Source organism: Devosia sp. Root685, assembly GCF_001427875.1.
Classification (GTDB): domain Bacteria; phylum Pseudomonadota; class Alphaproteobacteria; order Rhizobiales; family Devosiaceae; genus Devosia.
This window is the reverse complement of record NZ_LMHK01000001.1, coordinates 115,897-132,728: the sequence shown is the minus strand read 5'-3', so window position 1 is coordinate 132,728 and position 16,832 is coordinate 115,897. Positions and strand designations below refer to the sequence as shown.

The following is a 16,832-nucleotide window of genomic DNA, read 5'->3' as shown; positions in this document are numbered from 1 at the left end:
CAACCGATTGAATGTCGGTGGTCGCAATTCGGAATGGTCGCGGACCCCAATTCGATCCGCGACCGCTCGTGTTTTTCTTATGCAGTCTGCACGTTCCAGATGTCGGCAGCATATTGCCTGATCGTCCTGTCCGACGAGAAGAAGCCGACATTGGCCGTATTGCGAATGGCCATCGCGTCCCAGCGCGACCGGTCCTGCCAGATCTTTTCGACCTTGGCCTGCGCCGCCCAATAGGCGTCGAAATCGCGCGCCACCATGAACCAGTCATGGTCATAAAGACCACCGATCAGGTCCCGATACCGGTTCGGATCGTCTGGCGAGAACACGCCCGAAGAAATCGCTTCCAGCGCCTCACGCAATCGCGGCGATTTGTCGATCGCCCCGCGCGGCACTTCGCTGCGGCCACGTTTCTCTTCGACCTCCTCCGTCGTCAGACCGAAGATAACGATATTGTCGTCGCCCACTTCCGTGTGCATCTCGACATTGGCGCCATCCATGGTCCCGATGGTGATTGCGCCATTGGCCATGAACTTCATGTTGCCGGTTCCCGAGGCCTCCATGCCCGCCGTCGAGATTTGCTCGGAAAGATCGGCCGCCGGCACGATCATTTCGGCAAGGCTGACATTATAGTTGGGCAGGAACACCACCTTGAGGAGACCCCGTACAGCCGGGTCGTGATTGATCACCTTGGCGACGTCATTGATCAGCTTGATGATCAGCTTGGCGTTCCAGTAACTCGGCGCTGCCTTGCCCGCGAAAATCTTGACGCGCGGCACCCAGTTTTTCTCGGGATGGGCGCGAATTTCGTCATAAAGCGCCACGGCATGGATAATGTTGAGCAATTGCCGCTTGTATTCGTGGATGCGCTTGATCTGCACGTCAAAGAGCGCGTCCGGCGACACCGCCACATTGACCCGCTCCTTGATCAGCTTGACCAGCCGCTCCTTGTTGGCGCGCTTGACCGCCGCAAACTGCTTCTGGAAATTCGGATCCTCGGCATGTGCGCCAAGACCATGAAGCTTTTCGATATCGTCGAGGAAATCGGGCCCGATCCGGTCGCTGATCAGCTTGGTCAGCCCCGGATTGCACTGCATCAACCAGCGCCGCGGCGTAATGCCGTTAGTCTTGTTGTTGATGCGCTCGGGATAGAGCTTGTGGAGGTCCGCAAACACCGTCTGCTTCATCAGTTCAGTGTGAAGAGCCGAAACCCCGTTGATCGAATGCGATCCCGCAAACGCCAACTGCCCCATGCGCACGCGGCGCCCGCCATTCTCGTCGATCAGCGACACCGCCGCGACCTGCTGGTCGGTGAATTTCGCGGACTCGCGCGCTTCCGTCAGCACATCGGCGTTGATTTGGTAGACGATCTGCATATGCCGCGGCAGCAGCCGCTCGAGCAGCGCCACCGGCCAGCTTTCAAGCGCCTCCGGCAAGAGCGTATGGTTGGTATAGCCGAACGTGCCCTTGGTCAGCTTCCACGCCTCGTCCCAGCTCATTCCATTGTCATCCATCAGGATGCGGATGAGTTCGGCCACCGAAATGGCCGGATGCGTGTCGTTGAGCTGGATCGCCACCTTGTCCGGCAGCGAGCCGAGATCGCCATATTGCTGCAAATGCCGCCGCACGATGTCCTGCAGCGATGCCGAGGAGAAGAAAAACTCCTGCCGCAAGCGCAGTTCCTGCCCGGCGGGCGTTGAATCGGCGGGATAGAGCACCCGCGTGATCGCCCCTGCCTTGGCGCTTTCTTCCAGCGCGCCGATGTGATCGCCGGCATTGAACTTGTCGAGGAGGATCGGATCGATCGGCTGCGCGCTCCAGAGCCGCAGCGTATTCACGCGACTGCCCCGCCACCCCACGATCGGCGTATCATAAGCCACCGCGAGCAGGTGTTCGTTCGGCCGCCATTCGTGCCGCACCGTCCCATCGGGATCGGTAATCGGCTCGACATGGCCGCCAAAGCCCACCTCATAGGCGCTTTCGCGACGTTCGAACTCCCACGGATTGCCATGGGCGAGCCAGTCTTCCGGCAGTTCCACCTGCCAGCCCTCGCTCATTTCCTGGCGAAACAGCCCGTGCACATAGCGAATACCATAGCCATAAGCCGGAATTTTCACCGAAGACATGGATTCGAGAAAACACGCCGCCAGCCGCCCAAGACCGCCATTGCCCAGCGCCGCGTCGGGCTCAAGATTGATCAGGTCGCCCAGATCGACATTGAGATTCCTGAGCGCCTGCTGCACCGGCTCCATCAGGCCGACATTGCTCATCGCATCGCGCATGAGCCGGCCGATCAGGAATTCGAGGCTGAGATAATAGACGCGCTTGTTGGACGTACGCCAGGTCTCGCGCGAACTCTCCATCCAGCGATCCATGATACGGTCGCGCACCGCCAGGATAGTGGCGCGCAGCCAATCATGGGGACGCGCGACGATCGGGTCCTTACCGACCGAATAGATCAGCTTTTCAAGGATTTCCGCCTGAAGGGCTTCAACAGTTGTCGCACGGGGCTCGGGCGTAGGAGCATCGTAGACGATCGGCTTTTGCGGCATATCGCAATCCAGTGTTCATGACGATGTTCCCCTCTAATGTGCTCACTCTTGCACTTAATTTGTGCATCGGAAAGCCCCCTTCGAGAGGTGCGGATCAGGTCCCCTGAGAGGGTACCGAATGGGCTACGGCGTCCTCGGCGCGCTCTTCGGAAACCGATACGCCGCTCTCGCGCGCCTGGTCCTGAGCGTTGCTGATCAAGAGCCTGTTGAGGTTGCGCCAGTCCTCGCCGCCCAGTTGCAGTTCGAACCGCTGCCGGTCGCGCTCGCGCACGCCTTCGATTATTTCACTGGCCTCTTCCGCGCTCGCCCCAAGCATGGTGATGGCCTCGCCACCGAAGATCAGCGCCGATTCGAAAGTCTCGCGCAGCTGGAATTCGACACCCGCCCGGATCAGCTCGATGCCATGCGGACGATCGAAGGCACGCGCCACGACGCGCGCCAGCGGAAATTCATCGCGCAGCAGTTCGGCAATGCGCGTCGTCTGTTCGCGCTGGTCGGTACAGATCAGGATCAGGTCTGCCGTCGTCGCGCCCGCAGCGCGCAGAATATCGAGCCGTGTCCCATCGCCGTAATAGACCTTGAACCCGATCTGCGCTGCAGCGCGGATCATATCCGTGTCATTGTCGATGATCGAAACCGAGTGCCGCATGGCCAACAGCGGCTGGCTGGCGATCTGGCCGAAGCGCCCGAAGCCGATGATCAGCACCCGGCTATTCAGCCCCTCCACCGCCTCGACACCATCCATGGACTCGACGCGCTTGGGCATGACATAGCGCAGGCCAATCATGGCGAACGGCGTCAGCACCATGGAAATGATCACCGTGGCCGTAAAGATCGCATTGCTCGGCCCATCGATGAGCCCTGCCGCAACGGCAGTCGTATAGAGCACGAAAGCGAATTCGCCGCCCTGCCCCATCAGCACGGCGCGCTCCAGCGCCTCCCCGTGCCCCGATCGCAACATGCGCGCAATCACATAGATCGCCACCGCCTTGACCAGCATGAAGGCGACAACGCTGATCACGATGATCTGCCAGTTCTCGCCCACGATCGCCAGATCGAGCGACATGCCCACGGCCAGAAAGAACAGCCCGAGCAAAAGCCCACGAAACGGCTCGATATCCGCTTCGATCTGATGCCGGAAGGTCGAGGTAGACAGCAGCACACCGGCGAGAAACGCGCCCATGGCCATGGAAAGCCCGCTCACCTGGAACAGCAAAGCCGCGCCCAGCACCACCAGCAGCGCCGCCGCCGTCATCACCTCGCGCGCCTTCGACGAGGCGAGAATGGCAAAGAACGGGTTCATCACCCGCCGCCCCAAGACGATCAGCAGCAAAATGGCGCCAATGGCCGTGCCAAAACCGAGCAAACGCGTCACCACCGACTGGTCTTCCGCCGCCGGCGCCAGAAACGCCACGACCGCCAGCAGCGGCACGATGGCGAGGTCTTCGAGCAGCAGGATGGACACCATCTTCTGCCCGCTCTCCGAAGCCAGCTCGCCGCGCTCCGCCAGGATTTGCATGACGATCGCCGTCGAGGTCAGCACGAAACCCATGCCGAAAATAAACGCCACGACAGGCGCAAAACCGAGCAGCAACCCCACCCCGGTCAACAACACCCCGCAGCACGCGACCTGAATGACACCCAGCCCAAAAATTTGCTTGCGCAGGGCCCAGAGCTTGCTCGGCTCCATTTCGAGCCCGATGATGAAGAGAAACAGCACGACGCCCAGCTCGGCCAGATGCAGCACCGAACTCGGATCGGCAATCAGCCCGATCCCCGAGGGACCCAACAATAGCCCCGCGGCCAGATAGCCGAGCACAGACCCAAGCCCGATCCGTCGAAACAGCGGCACCGCGACGACACCGGCCGCCAGCAGGGCCACGACGGGAACCAGATCGACGCCGCTATGCGCGGCCTCGGCGGCATGGATGACAGCTTCTGCGGCCATGATTCGTATTCCCCGTCTCGTCCTGGTCAGAACGACACTGGTCGGCAGATGCGCTTTCCGTCAAGGCTTGGAACTGCAAGGGTGCCCCGCGCGACGATGGCACTAACTGGAGGTTTCCACCCCGGTCGGCGCCGTCCCCTCGGGCGGCTCCAGCCGCCCCTGTTTGCGCTTCCCCTCAATGTCCTCGGCGTCCTGCCTCTGCTCCTTGATCGCCTGCGCCGCATTCGCCAACAGGGCGTCCCGATCCGTCATCCTGGCCGTACGCCGAACCGGCCGCTTCGGCATGACAGGCTTGCTCGGCAGCGTATGGGTCAGAATGGAGGTCGCGATAAGCAGCGTCGGCACGGCCACAAGCCCGCCTATCGGCCCCCACGCCCAAAGCCAGAAGGTGATGGAGAGAAAAATCATGAAGGGATTGAGCGTCATCGTCCGGCCGATGAAATGCGGCGTAACGATCTGCCCTTCGATGAAGTTGACGCCCATATAGCATAGCGCCGGCAGCAAGATTTGCTCGATCCGCGTCTGCGTCCCCAGCCCCACCGCAAGCAGGATGAGGATCATCGTGCCCTGCCCCACATAGGGAATATAATTGAGCACCGCCGCCAGCGCCCCCCAGAGGATTGGCGACGGCATGCCGATCGCCCACATCACCAGCGTCACCGCCACACCGACACAACAATTGATAAAGGTGATGGACAGCAAAAAGCGGCTAACCTTGGCCTCGACATCGCGAAACACATGCGCCGTGCGCCAGCGCATCCGCCGCGTCACGCACAGCGACAACACCGAAATACGGATGTGATCGCGCGTTGCGACGAAGAAATAGAGGCTGGCGAGAAAAATCAGGATTTGCGCCAGCAATGCCGGCGCCAGCATCGCAACGCTGGTCACCGCGCTACTATCCTCGACATTGACGTTCATCGCCGCCGAGCCGCCTCCGAAAACCTCGCTCAACTGCGATTGAAATTGCGAAAAGGTCTCAAGCGGCTCCTTGAGATTGGCCAATTGCCCCTGCAATTTCTCCCAGATCAGCGGCGCGCGCGCCACCCACTCGCTGAGCGGCAAGGCAAAGGCGACGATCCCCGCTCCAATGACGCCGAGCAGCAACAGCACAACAACGGCCGCCGAAAGCGCCGGCGGCACGCCCACCGCTTCCAACCGGTCAGCCACCGGCCCGAACATCAAGCCAATGACGATGGCAAGCGTAACCGGCGCCAGAAACACCTGGCCCGCCTGTAGCACAAAGAGCAGGACCACAGCCCCGATCGCCACCACCGAGAGCCGCGCGGCGTTGTCGAGCACCCGCTCGAACTGACTTTCATTCATATCCTCGGGCGCAGAAGGGGCTTTCATGGTGGCTTTCGGGCTCGGTGACGCTCCCCCTACAACGTTGACTGACAATGAGCGTTCCTTTGGCGCGTTGCCGAGGGTGTGTGGGGATTCAGGTCAGGACTGAGCGAAAACGGTGCTTTTCGAGAAGTGATGAGCGCCTTAGCAAAGGTCCAGTGGACCTTTGCCGCGAAGAACGCCCGGAGAGCTGCGCTCGCAGGGCTATGGCGGAGCGTACGTTTGGTACGTGAGGACCGGAAGCGGAGAAACGTGCCGTTTGCAGCCAGGCATCACCTGAATACCCGCGCACCCCAGTCGACCGCCGCGTCGCGCCTCGCTAAAGTCCCGCCGTTTTCATCCGGTTTCCAGGGACTATCCATGCCGCGCAAGATCATCATCGACACCGACCCCGGTCAGGACGACGCCGTCGCCATCCTTCTGGCGCTTGCCTCCCCCGAGGATTTCGATGTCCTCGGCGTCGTCGCCGTTGCCGGCAATGTCGGCCTTCACCACAACGCCAACAATGCGCGCAAGATCGTCGAACTCGCCGGCCGCCCGGACGTCCCCGTCTATGCCGGCTGCGCCCGCCCTATGCGCCGCACCCTCGTCACCGCCGAGCACGTCCATGGCGACACCGGCCTCAACGGCCCCGATCTGCCCGCGCCAAAAATCGCGCTGCAACCCCAGCACGGCGTCGACTACATCATCGAAACCCTTCTTACCGCCGAGCCGAAAACCATCACTCTCTGCACCCTAGGGCCACTGACCAATATCGGCATGGCTCTCGTCAAAGAGCCAAAAATCGCCGAGCGCGTCGCCGAAATCGTCATGATGGGCGGCGCCTATTTCGAAGTCGGCAACATCACCCCGGCTGCCGAATTCAACATCTATGTCGATCCCGAAGCCGCCGACATCGTCTTCAAAAGCGGCATCAAGATCACCGTCCTACCGCTTGATGTGACTCATCAAATCCAGTCCACCCCGGCCCGCCTAAACGCCATAAAGGCCCTCGGCAACCGCTCCGGCCAAGCCGTCTACGACATGCTGACCTTCTCGGAAGGGTTCGACCTCAAGAAATACGGATGGGAAGGCGCCCCGCTCCACGACCCCACCGTCATCGCCTACCTCATCGACCCCACCCTCTTCGAAGGCCGCGAATGCAACGTGACCATCGAAACCGCGAGCGAACTCACCGTCGGCATGACCGTCACCGACTATTGGCAAGTCACCGGCAAACCCCACAACGCCACCTACCTCCGCCACGGCAACGCCGAAGGTTTTTACCAGCTCCTCACCGAACGCCTGGCGCGTTTGCCTTGATCTACGGCTAGGCCACCGGCTGCACCCCAAAACTCGATAGGGCACCTCCCCCTTGATGGGGGAGGCTGGGAGGGGGTGGAGCCACGCGCACCAGCCTCACCCCAGCCCCACCTCCCGCATCACCCCAATATTCTCCAAAAACGCCCGATCATGGCTGATCACCAGGATCGCCCCATCAAACGCCCGCAGCCCCGCCTCGATCTTCTCCACCGCCTCGACATCGAGATGATTGGTCGGCTCATCGAGCACCAGCAACATCGGCGGCGTCTTCCCACCCACCGCGCAAGCCAGCCCCGCCCGCAGCATCTCCCCGCCGCTCAACGTCCCAACCCTCTGCAATGCCGCATCGGCCCGAAAACTGAACGCCGCCAACAGCGACCTGCAATCATTCTCCGAACTCTCGGGATTAAGCCGCCGGAAATTCCCGACAATGCTCTCGCCCCGATCCAGCAACCCCACCTGCTGATCGAGCAGCGCCATCGGCCCACCGATCTGCACCGACCCCGCAAACGGCGCCAATTGCCCAGTAAGAAGTTTGATCAGCGTCGTCTTCCCGGCCCCATTGGGCCCCGTCACCGCCACCCGCTCCGGCCCGATAATTTCGAGATCGAAATTCCGGATCGTCGGCGCCGCTTCATCATAGCCGCCCGTCAGCCCGCTCGCCCGCAACACCACCTTCCCGGCATGGAGCCCACTCGGCGCCAGCTTCACCGCAAACGGGGTAAGAACCTCGATCCGCTCCCGCGCCGCCCGCGCCTGTTCACCAGCCGCACTCGCCTGCTTCTCCGCCAGATTATCGAGCCCGCCCGCAGTCTCCTCGGCCCGCCGCTTCAACCCACCCATGACGATCTTGGGCATATCCCCCTTGGCGCCCTTCCGCCGTCCCCCAGCATCGCGCTGCGCCTGTTTTTCCCGCGCCTCCTGGGCCTTCCGCGCCACCTCGCGCACCTGCCGCTCGGCCACGTCGCGATCACGCTCCGCCGCCTGCAATTCCAGCGCCTTGCGCTCGCGATAAAAACTCCACCCACCGCCATAGGTCTTCGCGCCCAGCGTCGTCAGTTCAACGATTGCATCAACTTGTTCGAGCAAGCCGCGATCATGACTCACGACAATGGCCGCGCCACGCCACCCGGCCAGCAGCTCCGCCACTGCCGCGCGCCCGTCGGCATCGAGATTATTCGTCGGTTCATCAAGAAGGATCAGGTCCGGCTCGGCAAACACCAAAGCCGCCAGCGCCGCCCGCGTCCGTTGCCCACCCGACAATGTTGAAAGCAGCGTCTCCGGCGTCACCGGCAGCCCCAACTGCGCCAGCGCCTCCTCAAGCCGCGCCTCGAGCGTCCAGTCAGCCTCGGCCAGTTCATCGACACTGGCCTCCCCGCTCAGCGCCTTGGCCAGCAGAACCAGCCCATCGCGAACCCCAAAGAGATCGGCAATGGTCTCGCCCTCGCCCGGCTGCACCTGTTGCCGCAGCACGCCCATACGGCCCATACCGCTGATTCCGCCACCACTCGGCGTCAGTTCGCCAGCGATCAGCCGCAGCAGCGTGGTCTTGCCCACGCCATTGCGCCCCACAAGGCCTGTGCGGCCCGGGCCAAAGGTCAGATCGAGGTCGGAAAAGAGTTTGTGGCCGTCAGGACCGGTATAGGAAAGATGCGAAATCGTTACGGAAACAGGCATGGATCGAGAATTCTCCAAGAGCAAAGCAGGTCGGCATTGCGTTGGAGAAGCGTTCCATCAGGCACCATCCGGTCGAGTTACGGTGCCCCATAAATAGCGCAGCGGCGGCCAGCGTCAACCGCCCTCTGGCAAATCCTCCAACCCGGGAGTAGTGTCCCGCCTCTCTTCAGCGGATTGCCCACCATGGATCTCTTCACCCTCGCCGCCTTCACGCTCGCCTATGCCATCGCCGTGCTCGTGCCCGGCCCCGGCGTAGCCGCAGTGGTCGCCCGCGCCCTCGGCGGCGGCTTCAAGGGCGCTTTCCCCATGGTCCTCGGCATTCTGGCCGGCGATCTCGTCTATTTCGTCTTCGCCGTCTTCGGCCTCGCCGCCATTGCGAGCCTGTTCGGCCCGGTCTTCGTCATCGTCCGCTGGGCCGGCGCGGCGTACCTGCTCTACATCGCCTGGAAGTTCTGGACGGCAAAGCCCGGCGCCGAGCAGATGAAGCCCAAAAACGAAGACCCCTGGAAAACCTTCCTCGCCGGCTTCTCCCTCACCATGGGCAATCCGAAAACCATCGTCTTCTATCTCGCCATCCTGCCCACGGTGATTCCGCTCGACCAGATGAACCCCGTCGCCTTCATCGAGTTGACCGCCATCGTGGTCATCGTCCTCCTGCTGATCGGCTGCGGTTATGCCTGGCTCGCCTCCGCCGCCCGCGAAATGTTCAAGAGCGAAAAAGCCCTCGGCCGCCTGAACAAGACTGCCGGCGCCATGATGGCCACGGCGGCGGGTCTAGTCGTCCTGCAGCATTAACAAGCAGCTAACCATTTCTTGCCATGTTTTTCTCATGGGAAAACTTAGCACCATCGCCAGCATGTCGCGCCATGACCAGATGAACTACTACCGCGCCAGGCGGAAGGACGCCTATGCGCAGATGCAAGCGCAAAGCAGCCAGGCCAATGGCCTGGTCTCGATAAAGGTGTCCGAAGCGCAAGGCATGGGCAATATCGTCGCCAAGGTGGCCCACCAGCGCAGCGTGAACAAGAAGGCCTAAGGTGTGAGGGGCTTCATGTCAGGACGGCGCGAAACTCGTGATCTTCGAGACCCGGAGCGCAACGTACGTTTGGGTACGTGAGCACCTCAAACGCAGAAGATCGTCGTTTGCGGCCCGTCATCACCGAATCCCCAAACCTTAGGCCGTTTCCTCCGCCCGCCTCACGCGCCGCAACAACGGCGACAGCTCCGCCGGCGGCTTCTGCTCGATCCGCTGATAAATCCGCCCATCCTTGCTCCGCACGGCATAACCCAGCGACACCAGCGCCCGCCGCAGCAGCGCATGGTCGTCAAAGCTCGCCCAGGCATTGAGTAGCGTCGTCATTTCCGCATCCGAATAGACCCGCCCCGCCTCCATCCGGCTCCACAGCGCCCAGAGGCAAAGCGGCTGCAAACTGTTCTTGGCCGGCCAGCGCATGAGCACACCCCGCTCATCGAAATGCCGCGCCACCCGCTCGATCAACTCGGAATCAGGCTTCGGCGTCACCACCACCGGCTCCGCCGCATCGCTGTCGGCCCGGAAATGCTGGTAATTCTTGTACCCGGCCGATTTGCTCAGAATATTGAGCATCTCCACATGCCCCAGCGGCGCAATGCGCTCGCCCGGCGCCTCGCGTTGCGCCAGGGCCTCCCGCAGGGCGCGGGCAAAAGCCGAAACATCGGCAATAGTCAGTGCGTGAATTTCTCGCGACATGTCACATCCTTGTACATGCCTCAACCGCCTGTTCGGCGGTGTCGATGGTCACCGGCTTTCGACGAGGCACGAGGACGTTCCTGTCGGTAATTTATAGGGCAGGTTTAGCTTCCCTTATGGGACGGCGACGCCTCGGTGAACTGCAGACCGTCCTCCAAAATACCCCGGCCGCCCAGCAACTTCAAGCCACCCCGCCCTCGCGGTGTCCACAACCCCGCATTTCATCCGCGCCCACCCCGCTTGACTCCGTTCTCCCCACATTGCTAATACGTATTATCTGCTAATACGCATTAGCACTTCTGGGAGGGAGATTTGGCCGCCGTAAAGCGACTGACACAACGGGACATTGCCCAGCTGGCCGGCGTCAGCCAGGCCACTGTCTCGCTCGTCCTCAACGGCACGCCCCTCAGCCGCTCGCGCATTCCCACCGAAACCCGCGAACGCGTCGAAAAGGTCATCCGCGACACCGGCTACGTCGCCGATCCCGTCGCCCGGAAAATGGTAAAAGGCCTCAACCGCATCCTCGGCGTCTTCACCTACGAACCAGCCTTCCCCTCCGGCCAGGCCGATTTCTTCACGCCCTTCCTCTTCGGCATCGAAGAAGCCGCCCAGAGCCTCGGCTACGATCTTCTCCTCCTCACCGGCGCCGGCCAGCAACGCAAGATTTTCGGCGACAATGTCCGCCTTCGCCTCGCCGATGGCTGCGTCATTCTCGGCCGCAAGTTCGACAATACCGAGCTTGCCCGGCTCGTCGCCGGCGACTTCCCGTTCGTCGCCGTCGGCCGCCGCGACGATGCCGGCGGCCCCGTCCCCTATGTCGGCGGCGACTATGCCCCCGCCACCTCGGCCCTTGTCGAGCGCGCCAAATCCTACGGCCACCGCCGCATCGCCTATGTCGGCCTCAACGAAGGCGCCGAATCCACCGTCGACCGCTGGTACGGCTTTTCCCGCTCCGTCGGCGAAGCCGAACTCGTCACCTCGATCTTCGAAGTCGGCCGCCCGCCCAACGAAGTCCTCGACATTCTCCTCTCGGCCGGCGCCACCTGCGTCTTCGTCACCGAACTCGCCGACGCCATCGCCATCGAACATGCCGCCCGCACCCGCGGCCTCTCCATTCCCGACGATCTCTCCATCGTCGTCCTCGGCAATCACATCCGCGCCGAAGAACCCGGCCGCCGCTTCACCTCCTTCGCCATCCCGCGCGAGGCCATGGCCCGCGCCGCCACCGAAATGCTGGTCCGCCGCGTCGAGCATGATGCCCCCGTGGAACAGCTCCTCCTCCATTGCGAGCCACTCGAGGGTGACACCCTCGGCGCTCCCTCCTCCAAAATCAAGAAGACCAAATGACCAAAGAACTTTCCGCTGATCTCCTTGTCGTGGGTGGTGGCCTCGGTGGCGTCGCCGCAGCTTTGGGCGCCCTCCGTTCGGGCCGCACCGTCATTCTCACCGAGGAATTCGACTGGCTCGGCGGCCAGCTCACGAGCCAGGCCGTGCCGCCCGATGAGCATTCCTGGGTGGAACAGTTCGGCGTCGCCCGCTCCTATCGCCACCTCCGCAACGGCATCCGCCAATACTATCGCGACCACTATCCGCTGACGGCAGAAAGCCGCGCCTGGGGCGATCTAAACCCCGGCGCCGGCTGGGTCAGCCGCCTCTGCGCCGAGCCGCGCACCGGCCTCGCCGTCATCGAAGCCATGCTCGCCCCCTGGCGCGGCGGCGGCCAACTCCGTGTCCTAAAACCCTATCTGCCCGTCGCCGCCGATGTGCAGGGCGACACCGTCCGCGCCGTCACCCTCCGCCATCGCGACACCGGCGCCGAAATCACCGTCTCCGCCCCCTACGTCGTCGACGCCACCGAACTCGGCGACCTCCTGCCCCTCACGGGCACCGAATACGCCAAGGGTTTCGAGGCCCGCTCCGACACCGGCGAGCCCAGCGCCCCCGAAACCGCCCAGCCCGACAACGTCCAGGCCGTCTCCGTCTGCTTCGCCATCGATCACGTCGATGGCAATCAGGTCATCGACAAGCCAGCCAATTACGATTTTTGGCGCAAGTACCAGCCCGATTTCTGGGGCGGCCCGCTCCTCGGCTTCAAGGCGCCCCATCCGCGCACCCTCGAAATCACCGAGCGTAGCTTCACCCCCAATCCCGATGACGATCCGCTGCTGGTCGACGCCGATCAGCGCCGCAATCCCGGCGACGGCAATCTCTGGACCTTCCGCCGCATCGCCGCCCGCCGCAATTTCGTCTCTGGCGCCTATGGCTCCGACATCTGCCTCGTGAACTGGCCGATGATCGACTACATGCTCGGCACCATCATCGACGTCTCCGAAGAGGAAAAGGCCGCGCACCTTAAATCGGCCGCCGACCTCTCCTATTCCGTCTTTTATTGGCTCCAGACCGAAGCCCCCCGCGTCGATGGCGGCCAGGGTTTTCCGGGCCTCCGCCTCCGCGGCGACATCACCGGCACCGACCATGGCCTCGCCATGGCCCCCTATATCCGCGAAAGCCGCCGCATTCTGCCCGTCACCCGCATCGTCGAGCAGGACGTGTCGATGGTCATCCACGGCAATGCGCTCTCCAGGCACTACCGCGACAGCGTCGGCATCGGCATGTACCGCATCGACCTCCACCCCTCTACGGGCGGCGACAACTACGTCGACGTCGAATCCGCACCCTTCGAAATCCCGCTCGGCTCGCTCCTGCCGCGCCGCGTCAAAAACCTGCTTGCGGGCGGTAAGAACATGGGCACCACCCACATCACCAATGGCTGCTACCGCCTGCATCCGGTCGAGTGGAACGTCGGCGAAGTCGCCGGCCTCCTCGCCGCTCACTGCCTCAACCACGGGCTCACGCCGCACCAGGTGCAGGCCGACGACGCCCTGCTCACCGATTTCCAGTCACGTCTCTATGCGGAAGGCATCGAAATCCGCTGGCCCGACGTGCGTGGCTACTAACCAACTCATGTCATCCAGGGAGGAACCAATGACAAAGCATCTACTCAAAACCACGGCCGCATCCGCCGGCATCATCCTGGGCCTTGCCGCCGCCGGCACGGCCTGGGCTCAGGACGCGGTCAATCTGCGCATGACCATCTGGAGCGCCAACGAGGCGCATCTGGCCATGTTCAACGAGATCGCCGAGGGCTTCAAAACCACCCACCCCAACGTCTCGGTAACCTTCGAACCGCTGCCCTTCGACAGCTACACGACGACCCTGACCACCCAGATCGCCGGCGGCAACCCGCCTGATCTCGCCTGGATTCTCGAAACCACCGCCGCCGACTTCGTCAATTCCGGCGCCCTCGCCCCGCTGACCGACGCCTTTGCCGCAACCGAAGGCTATGACCTCGCCGACGTCTCGGAAAAGGCCACGGCTCTTTGGACCAAGGACGGCCAGCTCTACGCCTACCCCTTCTCCACCTCGCCCTTCGCCATCTTCGCGAACAATGATGTGCTCAAGGCCGCTGGCGCCAAAACCCCTGCCGAGCTGATCGCCGCCGGCGAATGGACCTGGGACAACGCCTTCGCCTCCGCCGCCACTGTCGGCCAGTCCGGCAAGACCGGCCTCGTCGTCCGCGATTTCAAGTTCCAGACCTGGCAGAACCTCGCCTCCATCTGGAATGGCTGGGGCGCCACACCCTGGAGCGCCGATGGCAAGACCTGCACGTTCACCGAACCCGCGATGGTCGATGCGCTGACCGCCATCCACAAGGCCGTCTTCACCGATAAGGCCATGCCCGGCCCCGGCGAAGATATCGACTTCTTCGCTGGCGAAACCGGCATGACCATCACCCAGATCAGCCGCGCCTCGCTGTTGCCCAAGGAAAACCCCTTCGACTGGGACCTTGTGCCGCTCCCGGCCGGCCCTGCCGGCGAATATTCCGTCGTCGGTCAGGCCGGCGTCGGCGCCTTCGCCAAGGGCGCCAACAAGGACGTCGCCGTCGAATTCCTCGGCTATATGACCAATGCGGAAAATTCCAAAAAGCTGGCCCAGTTCTTCCCGCCGGCCCGCGCCAGCCTCCTCAATGCCGAAACCCTCGCCTCGACCAATCCCCTGCTCTCTCCCGAGCAGATCGAAACCGTCGTGATCGCAGGCATCGCCAACGGCACGGTGCTGCCGGGCCACACCAACTTCGCCCAGATCCAGCAAACCATCCGCGCCGGCCTCGACGCCCTCTGGGTACCGGAAGCCGACGTCGCCGCCGTACTCGCAAACGTGTGTTCCAGCGTCAGCCCGCTGCTGGCACGCTAGGCGGAAGGGCTGGCTTGGGCATCTCGCCCAGCCAACACCCCCTCCCAACCTCCCCCATCAAGGGGGAGGTGCCGGATCGAGCTTTTGGCACGATCTCGCCCAAACCACCGCACCCACCCTCCCCCTTGTGGGGAGGGAAGCGAGATAGGACTTAGCTTGCTAAGTCCGTGATCGAGCAGGGTGGGGGTTTCTCTCCACACGCTCCGGCGCCTGGAGCCCCCCCACCCTTGATCCCTCCCCACAAGGAGGAGGGAGACGAAGGAACCAAACCTATGAGTGCCTCGGCCTCGCCAAACCCAAAGCCGCCCTTCTGGACCATCGCCCGGCGCGACGCGGCGGCAGGCTATGTCTTCATCGCGCCCCAGCTCATCGGCATCATCACCTTCGTGCTCGTGCCGCTCGGCCTCGTCTTCTGGTATTCGCTCCACGAGTGGAACGTCCTGGCCGCCAGCTTCAATTTCGTCGGCGCCGCCAATTACCAGATGCTGCTGGCCGACCCCAACCTCCCCCAGGTGCTCGTCGCCTCCGCCATCTTCTCGGCCGGCCTCGTCATCCTCAACATGACGCTTGCCCTCCTTCTCGCGGTCCTCCTCGATCAGAAGCTCAAAGGCATGGTTGTCTTCCGCACCCTGTTCTTCTCGCCGGTGGTCGTCTCCCTCGTCGCCTGGACCATCGTCTGGAGCTTCCTCCTCCAGAACAATGGCGGCATCAACGGCATGCTCGCCATGATCGGCGTGGAAGGCCCCAATTGGCTCCGCACCCCCACCACGGCCATGATCTCCGTCGTCGTCGTGCAGGTCTTCAAGAATGTCGGCCTCAACATGATCCTGTTCCTCGCCGCCCTTCAGGGCGTGCCCAAGGAACTCTACGAGGCCGCGCGGGTCGATGGCGCCAGCGGTTTCAAGCAGTTCCGCCGCATCACCCTGCCCATGATCTCGCCCACCATCCTGCTGACCTCGATCATCACCATCGTCGGCTCGCTGCAAGTCTTCGCCCAGATCGCCGTTCTCACCCAGGGCGGCCCTGGCATGACCACGACCGTCTTGGTCTATTACCTCTACCAGCAGGCCTTCCAGTTCCACTTCTTCGGCTATGGCTCGACCCTGTCGATCCTGCTCTTCGTCATCGTCGCGCTGCTCACTTTCGCCCAGTGGCAGCTGCGCAAGCGGATCGTCTTCTATGAAAACTGATCTCAGCCCCCGCATGAAGACTGCCCTCTATGGGCTGATGTGCGTGCTGCTCATCCCCTTCGTCTTCCCCACCTGGTGGATGATCACCTCGTCGGTCAAACCGATCAGCGACATCTTCGCCTTCCCGCCAGACCTCTGGCCGCGCCGCTTCGATTTCTCGACCTATGCACAGGTCTTCGAATTGCAGCCCTTCGCCCGGCAATACTGGAACTCGGCCTATATCGCCGCCCTCGTCACCGGCGGCACCATGGTGATCTCCTCCATGGCCGGCTACGCCTTCGCGCGGATCAAATTCCCCTTCAGCAATGCCATCTTTATGGTCGTGCTCCTGGGCCTGCTTATTCCGTCCGAAGTCACCATCGTGCCGCTGTTCCAGATCTTTCTCGGCTGGGGCATGATCAACACCCATTGGCCGCTGATCCTCGTGCCCATCTTCGGCGCGCCCTCGGTTTTCGCCACCTTCGTCATGCGCCAATTCTTCATCGCGCTCCCCGTCGAGCTCGAGGAAGCAGCCCGCGTCGATGGCCTCGGCCGGTTCAAGATTTTCTGGACCATCGCCCTGCCGCTGGCAAAACCCGCCCTCGGCGCCGTGGCCATCTTCACCTTCCTCCACTCGTGGAACCTCTATCTCGAACCCATCGTATTCCTCTCTTCGACCCAGATGTTCACCCTGCCCCAGGCCCTGACCCAGTTCACCGACGCCTATGGCGGGGCCATGTGGAACATCCAGCTCGCCGCTGCCACCATGACCGCCATCCCCGTTTTGCTGGTCTTCATCGTGGCGCAGAAGCAGTTCGTCGAAGGGCTCGCCCATACCGGGCTGAAAGGCTGACCCC

At 62.9% G+C, this 16,832-nt stretch carries 13 protein-coding genes; 8 read left to right on the top strand and 5 right to left on the bottom strand.

Annotated elements, in window-relative coordinates; translation table 11 throughout:
* Positions 1 to 77 precede the first annotated feature (77 nt).
* The 3 genes from ASD83_RS00645 to ASD83_RS00635 form a co-directional block, all read right to left on the bottom strand.
* Positions 78 to 2,549, bottom strand: a complete 2,472-nt coding sequence (locus ASD83_RS00645; protein ID WP_056306974.1) for a glycogen/starch/alpha-glucan phosphorylase — start codon at positions 2,547 to 2,549, stop codon at positions 78 to 80.
* A gap of 94 nt (positions 2,550 to 2,643) precedes the next feature.
* On the bottom strand, positions 2,644 to 4,497 hold the full coding sequence (locus ASD83_RS00640; protein WP_056306972.1) for a monovalent cation:proton antiporter-2 (CPA2) family protein: 1,854 nt from the start codon (positions 4,495 to 4,497) through the stop codon (positions 2,644 to 2,646).
* A 102-nt stretch (positions 4,498 to 4,599) separates the two neighbouring features.
* Positions 4,600 to 5,850: an AI-2E family transporter gene (locus tag ASD83_RS00635; RefSeq protein ID WP_082560884.1), complete on the bottom strand. Its 1,251-nt coding sequence runs from the start codon at positions 5,848 to 5,850 to the stop codon at positions 4,600 to 4,602.
* A 354-nt stretch (positions 5,851 to 6,204) separates the two neighbouring features.
* On the opposite strand from ASD83_RS00635, the gene ASD83_RS00630 reads away from it, so the two are divergent.
* Positions 6,205 to 7,146 carry a nucleoside hydrolase gene (locus ASD83_RS00630; RefSeq protein ID WP_056306968.1) on the top strand — a complete coding sequence of 314 codons (942 nt, stop codon included), beginning with the start codon at positions 6,205 to 6,207 and terminating at the stop codon, positions 7,144 to 7,146.
* 96 nt (positions 7,147 to 7,242) lie between these two features.
* Here the strand turns inward: ASD83_RS00630 and ASD83_RS00625 are convergent, their stop codons facing one another.
* Positions 7,243 to 8,823 carry an ABC-F family ATP-binding cassette domain-containing protein gene (locus tag ASD83_RS00625; RefSeq protein ID WP_056306966.1) on the bottom strand — a complete coding sequence of 527 codons (1,581 nt, stop codon included), beginning with the start codon at positions 8,821 to 8,823 and terminating at the stop codon, positions 7,243 to 7,245.
* Between the two features lie 183 nt (positions 8,824 to 9,006).
* Between ASD83_RS00625 and ASD83_RS00620 the strand changes: the two genes are divergently transcribed.
* Positions 9,007 to 9,618 carry a LysE family translocator gene (locus ASD83_RS00620; protein ID WP_056306964.1) on the top strand — a complete coding sequence of 204 codons (612 nt, stop codon included), beginning with the start codon at positions 9,007 to 9,009 and terminating at the stop codon, positions 9,616 to 9,618.
* Positions 9,619 to 9,652: 34 nt separating this feature from the next.
* Positions 9,653 to 9,859 carry a hypothetical protein gene (locus ASD83_RS00615; protein ID WP_056306962.1) on the top strand — a complete coding sequence of 69 codons (207 nt, stop codon included), beginning with the start codon at positions 9,653 to 9,655 and terminating at the stop codon, positions 9,857 to 9,859.
* Positions 9,860 to 9,997: 138 nt separating this feature from the next.
* Here the strand turns inward: ASD83_RS00615 and ASD83_RS00610 are convergent, their stop codons facing one another.
* Complete coding sequence (locus ASD83_RS00610) at positions 9,998 to 10,552, bottom strand: DUF2087 domain-containing protein (protein ID WP_056306960.1); 555 nt, start codon at positions 10,550 to 10,552, stop codon at positions 9,998 to 10,000.
* A gap of 312 nt (positions 10,553 to 10,864) precedes the next feature.
* Between ASD83_RS00610 and ASD83_RS00605 the strand changes: the two genes are divergently transcribed.
* From ASD83_RS00605 to ASD83_RS00585, 5 genes are all read left to right on the top strand, one after another.
* The gene (locus ASD83_RS00605; protein WP_056306958.1) at positions 10,865 to 11,899 is read left to right on the top strand and encodes a LacI family DNA-binding transcriptional regulator; all 1,035 of its coding nucleotides are present in this window, start codon (positions 10,865 to 10,867) and stop codon (positions 11,897 to 11,899) included.
* Positions 11,896 to 13,509, top strand: coding sequence for an FAD-dependent oxidoreductase (locus tag ASD83_RS00600; RefSeq protein ID WP_056306956.1), 1,614 nt, complete (start codon positions 11,896 to 11,898; stop codon positions 13,507 to 13,509). Before ASD83_RS00605 ends, ASD83_RS00600 begins: the two co-directional genes overlap by 4 nt.
* 28 nt (positions 13,510 to 13,537) lie before the next feature.
* Entirely contained in the window at positions 13,538 to 14,806 is a 1,269-nt protein-coding gene (locus ASD83_RS00595) for an ABC transporter substrate-binding protein (RefSeq protein WP_056306954.1), read from the top strand.
* 272 nt (positions 14,807 to 15,078) lie between these two features.
* Entirely contained in the window at positions 15,079 to 15,996 is a 918-nt protein-coding gene (locus ASD83_RS00590) for a carbohydrate ABC transporter permease (protein ID WP_056306952.1), read from the top strand.
* On the top strand, positions 15,986 to 16,828 hold the full coding sequence (locus ASD83_RS00585; protein ID WP_056306950.1) for a carbohydrate ABC transporter permease: 843 nt from the start codon (positions 15,986 to 15,988) through the stop codon (positions 16,826 to 16,828). Before ASD83_RS00590 ends, ASD83_RS00585 begins: the two co-directional genes overlap by 11 nt.
* The last annotated feature ends 4 nt before the right edge of the window (positions 16,829 to 16,832 follow it).

What these genes read in the sequence shown, in the direction of transcription:
- ASD83_RS00595 (WP_056306954.1), top strand. Translation starts at nt 13,538, where the DNA reads ATGACAAAGCATCTACTCAAAACCACGGCCGCATCCGCCGGCATCATC.
- ASD83_RS00610 (WP_056306960.1), bottom strand. Translation starts at nt 10,552, where the DNA reads ATGTCGCGAGAAATTCACGCACTGACTATTGCCGATGTTTCGGCTTTT.
- ASD83_RS00645 (WP_056306974.1), bottom strand. Translation starts at nt 2,549, where the DNA reads ATGCCGCAAAAGCCGATCGTCTACGATGCTCCTACGCCCGAGCCCCGT.
- ASD83_RS00635 (WP_082560884.1), bottom strand. Translation starts at nt 5,850, where the DNA reads ATGAAAGCCCCTTCTGCGCCCGAGGATATGAATGAAAGTCAGTTCGAG.
- ASD83_RS00585 (WP_056306950.1), top strand. Translation starts at nt 15,986, where the DNA reads ATGAAAACTGATCTCAGCCCCCGCATGAAGACTGCCCTCTATGGGCTG.
- ASD83_RS00615 (WP_056306962.1), top strand. Translation starts at nt 9,653, where the DNA reads ATGGGAAAACTTAGCACCATCGCCAGCATGTCGCGCCATGACCAGATG.
- ASD83_RS00600 (WP_056306956.1), top strand. Translation starts at nt 11,896, where the DNA reads ATGACCAAAGAACTTTCCGCTGATCTCCTTGTCGTGGGTGGTGGCCTC.
- ASD83_RS00620 (WP_056306964.1), top strand. Translation starts at nt 9,007, where the DNA reads ATGGATCTCTTCACCCTCGCCGCCTTCACGCTCGCCTATGCCATCGCC.
- ASD83_RS00590 (WP_056306952.1), top strand. Translation starts at nt 15,079, where the DNA reads ATGAGTGCCTCGGCCTCGCCAAACCCAAAGCCGCCCTTCTGGACCATC.
- ASD83_RS00630 (WP_056306968.1), top strand. Translation starts at nt 6,205, where the DNA reads ATGCCGCGCAAGATCATCATCGACACCGACCCCGGTCAGGACGACGCC.
- ASD83_RS00625 (WP_056306966.1), bottom strand. Translation starts at nt 8,823, where the DNA reads ATGCCTGTTTCCGTAACGATTTCGCATCTTTCCTATACCGGTCCTGAC.
- ASD83_RS00640 (WP_056306972.1), bottom strand. Translation starts at nt 4,497, where the DNA reads ATGGCCGCAGAAGCTGTCATCCATGCCGCCGAGGCCGCGCATAGCGGC.